The 12,518-nt window shown below is 71.6% G+C and carries 12 protein-coding genes and 1 pseudogene; 4 read left to right on the top strand and 9 right to left on the bottom strand.

Features of this window, described 5'->3' with window-relative positions; genetic code table 11:
• Positions 1 to 38 precede the first annotated feature (38 nt).
• From ACZ4NB_RS08085 to ACZ4NB_RS08075, 3 genes are all read left to right on the top strand, one after another.
• On the top strand, positions 39 to 677 hold the full coding sequence (locus ACZ4NB_RS08085) for a helix-turn-helix transcriptional regulator (RefSeq protein WP_467659254.1): 639 nt from the start codon (positions 39 to 41) through the stop codon (positions 675 to 677).
• Positions 678 to 709: 32 nt separating this feature from the next.
• Positions 710 to 1,180, top strand: coding sequence for a DUF3291 domain-containing protein (locus ACZ4NB_RS08080; protein ID WP_467659252.1), 471 nt, complete (start codon positions 710 to 712; stop codon positions 1,178 to 1,180).
• Between the two features lie 346 nt (positions 1,181 to 1,526).
• Positions 1,527 to 1,778, top strand: a complete 252-nt coding sequence (locus tag ACZ4NB_RS08075; protein WP_467659250.1) for a hypothetical protein — start codon at positions 1,527 to 1,529, stop codon at positions 1,776 to 1,778.
• 236 nt (positions 1,779 to 2,014) lie between these two features.
• Here the strand turns inward: ACZ4NB_RS08075 and ACZ4NB_RS08070 are convergent, their stop codons facing one another.
• The 3 genes from ACZ4NB_RS08070 to ACZ4NB_RS08060 all read right to left on the bottom strand — a co-directional run bounded on the left by ACZ4NB_RS08070 (position 2,015) and on the right by ACZ4NB_RS08060 (position 5,488).
• Positions 2,015 to 3,541, bottom strand: a complete 1,527-nt coding sequence (locus tag ACZ4NB_RS08070) for a hypothetical protein (RefSeq protein WP_467659248.1) — start codon at positions 3,539 to 3,541, stop codon at positions 2,015 to 2,017.
• 112 nt (positions 3,542 to 3,653) lie between these two features.
• Positions 3,654 to 4,376, bottom strand: a complete 723-nt coding sequence (locus ACZ4NB_RS08065) for an AAA family ATPase (protein WP_467659247.1) — start codon at positions 4,374 to 4,376, stop codon at positions 3,654 to 3,656.
• Between the two features lie 113 nt (positions 4,377 to 4,489).
• Positions 4,490 to 5,488 carry a LysR family transcriptional regulator gene (locus ACZ4NB_RS08060; protein ID WP_467659245.1) on the bottom strand — a complete coding sequence of 333 codons (999 nt, stop codon included), beginning with the start codon at positions 5,486 to 5,488 and terminating at the stop codon, positions 4,490 to 4,492.
• A gap of 131 nt (positions 5,489 to 5,619) precedes the next feature.
• Here ACZ4NB_RS08060 and ACZ4NB_RS08055 point away from each other — a divergent pair, with 131 nt between their 5' ends.
• The gene (locus ACZ4NB_RS08055) at positions 5,620 to 7,110 is read left to right on the top strand and encodes an MFS transporter (protein ID WP_467659244.1); all 1,491 of its coding nucleotides are present in this window, start codon (positions 5,620 to 5,622) and stop codon (positions 7,108 to 7,110) included.
• 7 nt (positions 7,111 to 7,117) lie between these two features.
• Here ACZ4NB_RS08055 and ACZ4NB_RS08050 read toward each other — a convergent pair whose 3' ends face one another.
• From ACZ4NB_RS08050 to ACZ4NB_RS08025, 6 genes and pseudogenes are all read right to left on the bottom strand, one after another.
• Positions 7,118 to 7,807, bottom strand: coding sequence for a DUF429 domain-containing protein (locus ACZ4NB_RS08050; RefSeq protein WP_467659243.1), 690 nt, complete (start codon positions 7,805 to 7,807; stop codon positions 7,118 to 7,120).
• Positions 7,808 to 7,820: 13 nt separating this feature from the next.
• Positions 7,821 to 8,510 (bottom strand): protein-L-isoaspartate(D-aspartate) O-methyltransferase, encoded by a 690-nt coding sequence (locus ACZ4NB_RS08045; RefSeq protein WP_467659807.1) that lies wholly within the window; start codon positions 8,508 to 8,510, stop codon positions 7,821 to 7,823.
• Positions 8,511 to 8,644: 134 nt separating this feature from the next.
• Positions 8,645 to 9,205, bottom strand: coding sequence for a CGNR zinc finger domain-containing protein (locus tag ACZ4NB_RS08040; protein ID WP_467659242.1), 561 nt, complete (start codon positions 9,203 to 9,205; stop codon positions 8,645 to 8,647).
• A gap of 74 nt (positions 9,206 to 9,279) precedes the next feature.
• Positions 9,280 to 10,914, bottom strand: a complete 1,635-nt coding sequence (locus ACZ4NB_RS08035; protein ID WP_467659241.1) for an ABC-F family ATP-binding cassette domain-containing protein — start codon at positions 10,912 to 10,914, stop codon at positions 9,280 to 9,282.
• A gap of 340 nt (positions 10,915 to 11,254) precedes the next feature.
• Positions 11,255 to 11,452, bottom strand: coding sequence for a hypothetical protein (locus ACZ4NB_RS08030; RefSeq protein ID WP_467659240.1), 198 nt, complete (start codon positions 11,450 to 11,452; stop codon positions 11,255 to 11,257).
• Positions 11,453 to 11,625: 173 nt separating this feature from the next.
• Positions 11,626 to 12,232, bottom strand: a pseudogene (locus ACZ4NB_RS08025) (HAD-IC family P-type ATPase); the annotation flags it as partial.
• Positions 12,233 to 12,518: the final 286 nt, after the last annotated feature.

The following is a 12,518-nucleotide window of genomic DNA, read 5'->3' as shown; positions in this document are numbered from 1 at the left end:
CGTCTTTGGAGTATTCCCGTTGGTCATAGACTCGGCGGGTGACTGCTGAAGATTCCGCATTCGCGGTGCTGGGTGTGCTGGGTGATCCCCTGCGGCGTCGGCTCTATCGACATGTTGCCGCCGCCCCGGACGAGGTGGGGCGCGATGCGGCCGCGGAGGCGGTCGGGGTCTCCCGATCGCTGGCCGCCTTCCATCTGGACAAGCTGGTCGAGGCGGGGCTGCTGGCGGTGTCCTTCCGGCGGCTGTCCGGGCGCACCGGCCCCGGGGCGGGGCGGCCGGCGAAGGTGTACCGGCGTGCCGAGGGCGAGCATGCGGTGTCCGTTCCGCCCCGGTCCTACGACGCGGCCGGTCGGCTCCTCGCCGAGGTGGTGGAGAACGCCGGACTGGACCGGGAACTGCAGGCCGCGGCGCAGGCTGCGGGTGCGGCACATCCGGATGCGACTGCCGATGACCTGGTCGAGGTGCTGCGGGCCCGCGGCTACCAGCCCTTCTGGGACGGGGAGACGCTGCGGCTGCGCAACTGCCCCTTTCACGCGCTGGCCGAGGAGTTCCCCGCCCTGGTCTGCGGGATGAACCTCGGGCTGCTCAAGGGCCTGGCCCCCGAGCGGTGGTCGCCGACGATGGACCCGTGTCCCGGCGGGTGTTGCGTGGCACTGTCTAAAACAAAGAGTCATTGACTATAGAAGCGAGGGCAGGCCATGCTGGGCTCATGACTGCCTTTCACCTCGCGCAGGTCAACATCGGCCGTATCGTCGCTCCGCTGGACGGCCCCGAGTTGGCCGGCTTCGTCGCCCAACTGCCCGAGATCAACGCGCTCGCCGAGCGCAGCCCCGGCTTCGTCTGGCGCATGGTCGACGAGGAGGGCGAGGACGCGACCGGTTTCCGCCCCGACGAGCACGACGACATGCTCCTGATCAACTGCTCGGTCTGGGAGTCGGTGGAAGCCCTGCGGAACTTCACCTACCACACCGATCACCTGCGCGTACTGAGCCGCCGCCGCGAGTGGTTCCACCGCATGGCCGAGGTGCACCAGGCCCTGTGGTGGATCCCGGCCGGACACCGCCCGAGCATCGCCGAGGCGATGGAGCGGGTCACGAGGGTCCGCGAACACGGCACCGGGCCCCTCGCGTTCACCTTCCGTGATCCCTACCCGGCGCCATCCGCGGCCGCGCAGGTCTAGGGCCTGTCCGATGGGTCGGGGTCGGAAAGGCCGCGGTGTCTGGTGCGCTGCATCGCAAGGCGCCGGAGCATCTCGATAGCGGAGCTATCGGGATGATTCGGCAACGCCGCGAGGTGCCGTGCCAGACGCCGCGGGCCCGGCCAGGACCCATCGGACAGGCCCTAGGGGGCGTCGCGGGCCGGACGAGGGCACGGCGGCGGTGTCGCGGCGGGCGCCTTTGCGCCGACGCCGAGCCGAGCGGCAGGGCAGGGCCGCCTCTCTGGCTGGCGTACCGGGATACTCCGGTGCAGGATGGTCAATTGATGGCCAATACCTCCTGGCCCGGCAGGAAGGAGGCGAGCCGTCGATGGTGGACATCAGGGCCGAGGACATCGAACGGCTGATATCACCGCTCCGGGTGCGGCCGGGATCGAGGGTCGACCTGCGCAAGGATTTCGACCCGCGCTACAAGGCCCACCTGAAGAAGAAGACCAGCGTCGAGCTGCTGAGAAGCGGGGTCGCGCTGCTCGCCGAGTACCAGGACCGGCTGGGACATCGACCCTCAGTACCCCGTGGTCGGCAAGGAAGCACACCGGGACCTGCTGGCCGCTCGACGTGAGCTGGTGGGCGAGGCGCCCGAAGGTGCCCTGGCCGATCCCTTCGCGGGCGCGCAGACCACCACCGGAAAGCGCCATGGGCGGGATCGGACCGATCGCAAGGCGCAGGACCCGCCGGCCGCGGCGCGACGGGCGAAGCGGCGCTAGCCTGGCCAGCGGGTGTCTACCGGATGAGATCGGGCCGAACGCGCTGCCTGAGAGAAGCCCGAGCCGGGGCGGCGCCGGTTCCGGCTGAACATCAGTCCCGCAGGGCGTGCCGGACGAGCCAGGCCCGGTTGGGTTCGTCGTCTCCGTCGGGCCAGGAGGCGACGAGGCCGCGCACGAGGTCGCGGTGCCGGTCGGTCAGGCGGCCGTGGGTGAGGCCGAGCGCGCCTTCGACCTGGACGGGCAGGACGCTGGAGTGGGCGGCGCGCAGGAGCACCGCGGTGACCTGCGGTCCGGGCACGTCGAACAGCGCGATGACGGCGAACGTGCGGTCGTCCATGGCAGTCGAGGGGTCGAAGGCGAGATCTTCCAGCGCGGCGACGACTCGGGCGTCCGGCTCCTCCCACCGGTCGAGGCAGTCCTGCGCCGCGCGGATCGCACGCTCGCGGACCAGCGCCTCGGCGTCGCGGCGACCGAGCGCGGCGGTGAGCAGCCTGGCGTCCTCGGGCTCGGCGAGCAGCGCCAGGACGTCCAGTGCGCTGGCGTGACTGGCTCCGGCGCCGGTCTCCGGGCCGGCGGCCGCTGACGGTGACAGCGTCAGGAGATGGCGAGCCAGCGCGAGGGCGTGGGGGCGCAGCGTCGCCACGTCCAGGTCGAACCGGGTGAGCCCCTCGTCGTCGCGGAAGTGGTCCAGCGCGATGGCCACCATCGGGACGAGCCCGCTGTACAGCATGGTGCGAAAGGCCCGCCGATGGGCTCGCCGACTGGTCGGGGCGCGCATCTCCCGGTGGGCTCGGAGCAACCCCGGGCTCGTTGGATCGACCGCCTGCCAGTAGGTGCTGTGCGGGCCGGGACCGAGGGCCCGGCGGACCTCACCCGCCGCGAAACCGCGCTCATCTTCCGGCCAGGAGGCGTCGAGATCCTCCAGCAGGGCGCGGTGGTCGTAGAACCGCTCACCGATCGACAACGCCCACGCCGCCTCCTGCTGGAAGCGGTAGTCGTCCTCGCCGGTCGCGCGCACCAGCAGCGCGGTCGCCTCGGCGCCGGTCGCGCCGCGCAGCGCGCTGAGCGCCGCACGCCGGTCGTCGATGTCCAGCGAGTGGTCGAACGCCAGCTCACCGATCAGCGCCACCAGCCGGGGATCGGGGGCCTCCGAGGCCGCAAGGGCGGTGCCCGCCGCGCTCAGGGCGTTGTACAGCAGTTCGCCGTCCGGGCGGCGCCGCAGCACGGTGCGGACGGCCTCGGCGTCCTCGGGCCCCGCGTCGTTCTTGAGGGCGAGCAGCGCGCTGGCGTGGTCAGCACCCTCGAAAGCGATGTCGTCGCCCGGCCGGGGCGGACGGCTGAGCATCTCGCGGGCGGTCGCGAGGACCTCCTCCCGGTAGGGCTCGAAGGGGTTGGCCTCGCCGAACCGGCTGGTGGCGGCGGCGCGGTCGAAGAAGTCCAGTGCGCTACCGCGGGCGACGACGTCCTTGCTGCGCAGCAGCACCAGGAACGCCCGCTGGAACTCGTCGGGTGTCGTCGCCGCGTCGGTGGCATCGAACGCGGCCTGCAGCTCGGCGTCGTCGAATGTGCAGTCCCAATACCAGGACGGGAACTCGCGCAGGAAGGTCGTCATGAACACCCGGGGATCAGAGCATCTCGCGGGCGATGTCTGCCAGTTCACGTCCCGTAAGAGAGCTTGCCGGTCGGCTGTGCGGGACGTGGGCCGGTGCGGGGGAGGGGGAGGTCGGACCTCATCGCGGCGTCGGTTCTCCGTCCCGAAGTCGACGCTCGTCCTCGCGCTGGGCATGTCCACGGACGAACTCCACCGCCGCCACCCGCTCTCGCGCAGCGCGGTCCAGCAGGACCACCGACGCCGCCTCCCGAACCGGGTCACGGCCCTGGGGCGCCCCATCGAGCCCGGACAGCGACCGCAGGAGCCGGTCGAGCCCCCTGCGGTGCCGGGCGAAGGCACTCCGCGGAGCCCATCGGCCCCGGGCCGCCTGGCCCGCCAATGCCTCGGCCATCCCGACGTCCAGGAGGACCAGATGCAGTTCGCGCCCCTGGAGCCCGGCCCTTCTGGCGAGCCAGCGGCGCATCCACGGCCGACCGCCGCAGTCGTGAACCAGCAGTGGCCCGCCGCCGCGTACTGCGGAACGCAGCCACCGGAAGTACCTCCACCGTGCCCAGGGCCGGTACACCGCGTACGGCAACCACGTCGGCATCACCGCCTCACAGGCGACATGGACCACCCGCGGATCAATGACCGACGCGGCTCCGGACCAGCGCCACAGCAGAGTGCTCTTGCCGCTCCCCGGCAATCCGGAGACCACCACCACCGCACCCACGGGATACGCCAACACGGCCGGCACGCCCCCCGAACCGCGCAGATCCACCCGCCCGCGCGGCCGTAGCACCGACCCCTCGTCCACGATGAAGGACGCCTCCGCCGTACGCGGCCCGACCGAACTGCTCACTACCCGCCCTCTGCCCCGACTGACCGCCCGCACCGCCGCGGCAAGCGAACGTGCCCTGGAACGCTCGCCCGATCTCGATCGAGGTGTCCTCGCCCAGGCGGCAGCCGGAACTTCTACTCTACTGTAGAGGTTGTTGGTGATCGGACTCCCTGCACCAGCGGGCGCACGGCGCGATCGGCCGTTCGGCCCTCCGCGGTGCCCGCCTTTCCACCGGCACCCTTTGCCATCTCTCCGGCCACCTCGCGGGCGGTCCTGGCGAAGGCCCCCACCGCGCCGGTGGTGTGTCCGGCCCGCCATACCGGGCCGTAGCCGGTCGGTTCCGCGTCGGCGAAGGGGACGTAGGCGACACCGGGGCGGGCGTAGTACGTCCCCGTGTGCGCGGGCGCGAGGAGCGCCCCCTTGCCGCCGGCGACCAGCATCAACGCCTCCTGCATATTGGTCATGCCGGGGCCGCGGGCGATCGGCCGACCGCTCGGTGTGCGGGCGGGGACGTGGTGTTCGAGCCAGTAGTCGGGTACGTCGCCGAGGAGCGTGAGCAGCGGTACGTCGGCCAGGTCCTCCAGGGACACCGCGTCGCGGGCGGCGAGCGGATGCGCCGAGTGGAGCGCGAGGATGCGCTCCTCCGCGAACAGCGCCGGACCCTCGCTCAGATCCTCCTCATGCACCGGGAGCTCGGTGATCTGGATGTCGAACTCGCCCTTGCGCAGCTGACCGTACGGATCGGCGAGCGGCACCTCACAGATCTCCACGGCGAGCCTGGGGTGGCTGACGCGCAGCGCCTCCGCCGCCTTCATGACGATCTCGCCGGTCAGCGGGTTCGAGAAGCCGACATGCAGCACGGTGTCGATACCGCGCGCGGTGGCGGCGGCCCGCTCCAGGGCGGCCTCGATCGCGCGGTGGTGCGGTGCGATATCGGCGCGCAGCTGCCGGCCGAGCGAGGTGAGGGCGACACGGCGACTGGTACGGGTGAACAGCGGGGCGCCGACGCGGCGTTCAAGGCGCTGTACGAGCTGGCTCACCCGGGCCCGGGAGAGCCGCATCCGGTCGGCCGTGCGGCCGAAGTGCAGCTCCTCGGCGAGGAGGAGAAAGCATTCCAGTTCATCGCGCTCCATCGACGTTCCCCAGGTCCATCGGATCGGTAAGCCTGGCTGAACGAACATTGCGATCTTCGCCGTTGTTCCCCGACCTGCCCTGATCGAGAGTGATCGAGCCGACAGCACCCCTACACCAGCAAGGAACTGACATGAGTTCACAGAGAGCCGCAAGTGCTCTGCGCGCACGCGACTGGGGCGTCCTGCTCGTCCTGTGCGGTGCGATCTTTCTGGAGGGCATCGATGTGGCCATGCTCAACGTGGCCCTGCCGTCCATCCGCGCCGACCTCGGACTGTCCACCGGCTCCCTGCAGTGGGTCATGAGTGCCTACGTCCTCGGATACGGCGGCTTCATGCTGCTGGGCGGACGCGCCGCGGACCTCTTCGGGCGCCGTCGGATGTTCGTGCTCTGGCTATCGGTCTTCCTGGCCTTCTCCGGCCTGGGGGGATTCGCCACCGACGGCTGGATGTTGATCGTCGCCCGGTTCGTCACCGGAGTCGCCGCCGCCTTCATGACCCCGGCCGGCCTCTCCCTCGTCACCACCAGCTTCGAAGAGGGCCCGCAGCGCAACAAGGCCCTGCTCTTCTACTCCGGCACCGCGGCCGGCGGCTTCTCGATCGGCCTGGTCGTCGGCGGGCTGCTCACCTCGGCCGGCTGGCGCTGGGTGTTCTTCGCGCCGGTCGTGCTCTCCGCGCTGATCCTGCTCGCGGCGCTCGCCTTCGTGCCCAAGCCGCCGCGTCCCGACCGCACCGGCCGGCGGATCGACCTGGCCGGCGGCCTCACCCTCACCGCCGCCGTCGTCCTGCTCGTCCTCGGCGTGGAACGCGCCATCCACACAAGCCTCCTCCAGACCCTCGGCACACTCGGCGCGGGCCTGGCCTTCCTCGCCGCGTTCATCGCCATGGAGCGCCGCTCGGCAGCCCCGCTGGTCCGCCTCGGCGTCTTCCGCAGCGGCGCGCTGGTCCGCGCGAATCTCGTCGGACTGCTCTTCGCGGCGGGCTTCTTCGGCTTCCAGTTCCTGGTGGTCCTCTACCTCCGGGAGCTGCGCGGCTGGTCGACCCTGCAGACCAGCTTCGCGATGATCGTCATCGGCGTCGACGCGATCCTCTCCCCGCTCCTCACCCCCAAGCTGGTCGACCGCTTCGGCAACGCCCGGGTGATCTTCGGCGGGCTGCTGCTGGCCTCGTTGTCGTACGCCCTGTTCCTGCCGGTCGGCGCCGACTGGACGTACCCGGCGATGTTTCCCAGCCTGATCACCCTCGGTATCGCCTTCTCCCTCGCCTACGGGCCGCTCACCCTCGTCGCCACCGAGGGCGTCCGGGAGGAGGAGCAGGGTCTCGCCGGCGGACTGCTCTACACCTCCTTCCAGTTCGGCGCCGCGATCGGCCTCTCCACGGTCACCGCCGTCAACGTCTCGGCCACCGCATCGACGTCTCCGGCCGCGCTGCTCGACGGCTATCAGGCGGCCCTGTGGGTCCCCCTCGCCGCGGCCCTGCTCGCCGCGCTGATCAGCGCCTTCGGGCTGCGCACCCGGCCGACGGCCACCGTGGTCGCAGCCGGTGAACCCGTCGACCACCTCGCCGATGAACTCCCGGCCCCGCACCTCGTGGAGCACCGGCGGACCACGACCAGCGGCGAGTAGGCCCGGGTCAGTACCAGATGGCCACCGGACGCCCGCCCGTATCGCGCTCGGGCGGATCCGGGAGGGAGCGCGCACGGCCGCAGGCGATCCGGTGGCCCGTCCACGCGGCGGCGGCCGCGTCCAGCACATCGTCCGGCGGGGTGCGCCCGGCGTCCCCGAGGTCGTCGGGGAGCACGATTCCGGCCGCGGCCAGGAGTGCGCGCCGCGCCGTCTGCCCCGCCCAGCTCTTCTTGCGCTCAAGCGGCGCCGCACCCGCCAGGGCCCAAAACGACACCTCGGGGTGCACTTCGAAGAGCCGGTCGCCCCCAGGCTCCGCCAAGCAGGCGTTCGCCTCACGGAGTTTGGGGGCGAGGCCCCAGCTCTGACGGCTCAGCCCGGCCCCGGTGAGTTCGCGGCACCGGCGCCGCGCGTCGTCATACGTCTCCTCCTGCCAAACGGCGCGCGGCGGCACCCGGAAGACGCTGCCCCTGCGCGGCCCCAGCAGGGCCGCCGCCTGCGCGTCCGCCCGCCGCCACCCGGTGCCGAGGAGCCCCAGCGGCATGTCCACGGTCACGACCGCGACGCCACCGGCCGGCGCGACCCCGGGCAGCAGGGAGCGCAGGGCGGTGACGACCCGTGCCTCCGTGAAGCGCCCGTCGCGCAGCTCGACCGCCAGCCATCCGCCCGGGCACGCGTCGACGCCGATGACGGTCACCATGTCGGCAAGTGTGTCAGCAGATGTCGTCGAACGGGGCCGTCGGGGGATAGCCGTGCTCGCCGTAGAGGCGGACGAAATGAGCGAGGGCGACGGTCCGCCGGTACATGAGTCCCCGGTCCGTCCGCTCGTACAGCTCGACCCGTTCCTGGCCGCCCGGCCCGATCGGCTGCACCAGACGGCCGCCCGCGCGCAGCTGCGCGGCCAGCGGCGGCGGCACCTCCGGGAACGCGGCGGAGACCACGATCGCGTCGAACGGACCCCGGTCCGCCGCGCCCAGGGTGCCGTCGCCGACGACGATCTCGACGTTCTTGATGCCCTGGCCGCCGAGGCGGGTCCGGGCCTGCTCGACCATGTCCGGGTACCGCTCGACGCCGACGACGTACCCCGCGAGCCGGCACAGCAGCGCGGTCTGGAAGCCGTAACCACTGCCGATCTCCAGCACCCGCTCGTCCCCTGTGAGGTCGAGAGCGTCGACCATCATCGCCACGAGAGAGGGCTGCGTCGTCACCTGGCCGTGGTCGATCGCCATCGGCACGTCCGCGTACGCCGATGCCCGGCAGGAGGCCGGTACGAAGGCCGAGCGCGGGGTCGCGCGAAGGGCGCCCAGCAGGCGCTCGTCCGTCACGCCGGCGGTCCGTGCGGCTGAGACCAGATTCTCGGGGCCCGGATGTCGAGCGCCCGGGTCGCGGCGGGGATGGGGCATCATGACCGGCCTCCCGCCGTCCAGGCTAATCGGCCGCCACGGGCCCCTCCAACCGTGGAGAGCCGGCCCCCTCCCAGCCGCTCGCCCGGACCCTGGGCGGGGTGGTTCCGGGGGCATCGACCTGCCCCACGGGGTCACCCTGAGGAGGCGACGGCGGTCTTCCTGCGTGCGCGGTAGGCGGCGGCCTTGATCTTGTTGCCGCAGGACTCCATGCCGCACCACTGGCGCCGGCTGCCGCGCGAGCGGTCGAGGTAGACGCGGGTGCACTCGGGGTTGCCGCACTCCTTGAGCAGCGGCACGTCCGGGCCGCTCAGCAACTCCACCGCATGCCGGGCGACGGTGGACAGCGCCTCTCGCTGGGTCGCCGTCGTCCAGCGGCCGGAGTGGGTCAACTGCGGTGCCGCGGGGGCCCGGCGCGCCGCGTCGTTGACCACGGCCAGCGCCTCGTCGTCGAAGTCCGAGCCGAGGCGCCGGGCCGTGATCAGCTGGTAGACGGCCTCCCGTACGGTCGTCGCCCGCTCCACGTCGGCCCGGCGGGCGGGCGAGACCGCGTCGACGACGCCGGACTCCTCGTACCACGCGTCCAGGCGGTCCGGTGCCGCGAACATCTCCCATCGCGCGGTGCGGCGTGCCCGCAGCGTGGCCGCGAAGTCCAGGGCCGGATTGCCGCACACAAAGACATGATCCAAGTTCACGTCACCATCCTGACAAGTGACTATGGCGCTCGCAAGGGTCGCCGGTCGTGGCCACGGGGCCCCCTCCGCGGCGCTCAGGCGTGTGGTGCCCCCGTCTCCGTCAGCTCGCCGTCGGCGACCCGCAGCCACCGGTCGACGCCGATCCGTTCCAGGAAGCGCTCGTCATGGCTGACCACCACGAACGCGCCGCGATAACACGTCAGGGCGCTCTCCAACTGACCCGCGCCGACCAGGTCGAGGTTGTTCGTCGGTTCGTCCAACAGCAGCAGCTGCGGGGCCGGTTCGGCACACAGGACGCAGGCGAGCGTGGCGCGCAGACGTTCGCCGCCGGAGAGCGCGCGCACGGGCAGGTGCGCCCGGGGGCCGCGGAACAGGAAGCGCGCGAGCAGGTTCATCCGCTCCGCCTCCGGCCGGTGCGGGGCGAACGCGGCGAAGTTCTCCGCCACGGTCCGGTCGCCGTCGAGCAGGTCCAGACGTTGCGACAGGGAGGCGATCCGCCCATCGGCACGCTTGATCCTCCCGCCGTCCAGGGCGAGGTCTCCGGAAACCAGCCTCAACAGGGTGCTCTTGCCCGCGCCGTTGGGGCCGGTGAGCGCGATGCGTTCGGGCCCGCGGATCGTCAGGTCGACGCCGTCCCCCGCGAACAGGTTCCGCTCGCCGTGGCGGATCTGCATCCCCTCGCCCAGGACGACGGTGCGCCCGGCGGGGACGTCGGTGTCGGGCAGCTCCAGGACGAGCCGCTGCTCGTCCCGCAGCGCGCGTCCCGCTTCGTCGAGTCGGGCCTGCGCCTCGTGGACGCGGGTGGTGTGCATCTGGCCCGCCCGGCCGGCCGACTCCTGGGCGCCGCGCTTCATGTTTCCGGCGAAGATGCGCGGCAGACCGGCGCTCTTGAGGTTGCGGGCGGCGTTGCTGGCGCGGCGCTCGGCCCGTTCGCGGGCCTGCTGCCGCTCGCGCTTCTCCCGCTTCAGCTCCTGCTCGGCGTTGCGCACGTTCTTCTCCGCGACCTCCTGCTCGGCCCTCACCGCCTCCTCGTACTGGGTGAAGTCGCCCCCGTAAAGCCGCAGTTCACCACGGTCGAGTTCGGCGATGCGCTCCATGCGGTCCAGCAGGGCCCGGTCGTGGCTGACGAGCAGCAGACTGCCGTTCCAGTCCGACAGCACGTCGTAGAGCGTGTGCCGGGCTTCGAGGTCGAGATTGTTGGTCGGTTCGTCCAGCAGCAGCACGTCGGGGCGCTTGAGCAGCTGCGCCGCCAGACCGAGGCTGACGATCTGGCCGCCGCTGAGCGTGCCCAGGGTCCGGTCGAGAGCGAGGTGGGCGAGGCCGAGCCGGTCGAGCTGGGCACGGGTGCGCTCCTCGATGTCCCAGTCGTCGCCGATGGCGGTGAAGTGCTCCTCGCTCACGTCGCCGGACTCGACGGCGTCGATGGCGCGGATCACCGTATCGACCCCGAGGACCTCGGCCACCGTCGGCTCACCGGTCAGGGGGAGGCTCTGCGGGAGATAGCCGATCGTGCCGTGCACGGCCAACGACCCTGCCGCAGGGCGCAGTTCACCGGCGATCAGCTTCAGCAGCGTGCTCTTGCCGGAGCCGTTGGGCGCCACGAGGCCCGTACGGCCGGGGCCGACGGTGAAGGACAGGCCCTCGAAGACGGGGGTGTCGTCGGGCCAGGAGAAGGACAGCTGGGAGCAGATGACACAAGCGTCGGACATGGGGATGACCTCATGAGGAAAAGAGGGCAGAGCGCTTCGCGGGGTCATCGCTGTACGGATCCACGGGAAGCCGTGGTGCGGAAACCGCCGCGCGAAGGGCCGCGAAGGGCACTGCGCCTGAGACAGGGAAAAGGGGACGACGAGATCACCACAACGGCGGCACGGCCAAGGGGCCAAAGGGGCAAGAGTGTGCCTGCCGGTGGTCGATCAGATCCGGGTATCACCCGGAGATGTCGTCGTCACCCGCCATGTCTGGACTCCTCTACGAAGGATCACTACCGCGGTCACCGTACCAGGCTCCGCGAGGCCGTCCGTCAACCTTTTCCGAGGAAGGTGCGCGTCAGAGCACCAGGTCCCACGCCAGACAGGTGAGGAGATTCCGCGCCCCGGGGTCGACGGTGTCTCGTTCCGGGTCCCTCGGCGTGGTCGCCTTCTCCTCGACCATGTCCTCGTAGGCGATCCGCTCGGGCAGTGCGCCGAACCGTGCCTGGCGCACCGCCGAGTCGCTGTCCTGTGTACTGCGGTCCCGCATCGTCATCCTCCCGCTCTCCTGCCTCTCCCGCTGGCTCGGTCATATCGCGCGCCGCCGGACTCTCGTACCGCGCCGCGCAGTTCAGTAGAGGTCCGCGTCCGCAACGTGGTTGATGAGATGAGCCCATCAGACTGTGACACAGGAACCCGTCACCGGTCAAACAGGTGATGCTCATCAAGTCATCGCATTCCAGCGGCGCTTGGACTGGTCGACGGGCAGGGGAGGGGGTGCCGGCGCCGGAGGCGGGAGGAATTGGTGACCACGGAGAGCGAGGAGAGGGCCATGGCGGCCGCGGCGATCATGGGGCTGAGGCGGATGCCCCACAGCGGGTACAGGGCGCCGGCGGCGAGCGGGATGCCGACGGCGTTGTAGATGAGGGCGAAGAACAGGTTCTGGCGGATGTTGCGCATGGTGGCGCGGGAGAGCTGGATGGCGGTGACGACGCCCAGGGAGCCGGAGATGAGGGTGATGTCGGCGGCTTCGATGGCCACGTCGGTTCCGGTGCCGATGGCCAGGGCCGACATCGGCGGCGGCCAGGGCCGGGGCGTCGTTGATGCCGTCGCCGACCATGCCCACGGTGCGCCCCTGGCGTTGCAGGCGGCGGATCTCGTCGGCCTTGTGCTCGGGCAGGACCTCGGCCAGTACGCGGTCGACGCCGACCTGACGGGCGATGGCCTCGGCGGTGCGGGTGTTGTCGCCGGTGAGGAGGACGACCTCCAGGCCGAGCCGGCGCAGTGCGGCGACGGTGGCGGCGGAGTCGTCCTTGACGGTGTCGGCGACGGCGAGGGGGCGGTGCGGGCCTGTAGGCCCAGCAGGGCGCGGATGGCCTCGCCGGTGCCGGCCTTGGCGCGGGCCTCCAGCAGCCGGCCGAGCAGGATCAGGGTGAGGATGACCCCGACGGCTTCGAAGCGCACCGCGCGTACCTCGCTCGGCAGCAGTCCGGGGGCGAGGGTGACGAGCAGGCTGTAGCCGTAGGCGGCCGTGGTGCCGAGGGTGATGAGGCTGTTCATGTCGGCGCCGCGGTGGCGCAGGGTCAGCCAGCCGGTGGAGTGGATCGGCACCACACGCGCCC

The sequence above is a fragment of the Streptomyces sp. NPDC026575 genome (assembly GCF_055567415.1).
Note: the sequence above shows the minus strand (reverse complement) of the source record. Positions and strands in the feature narration are given on the sequence as shown.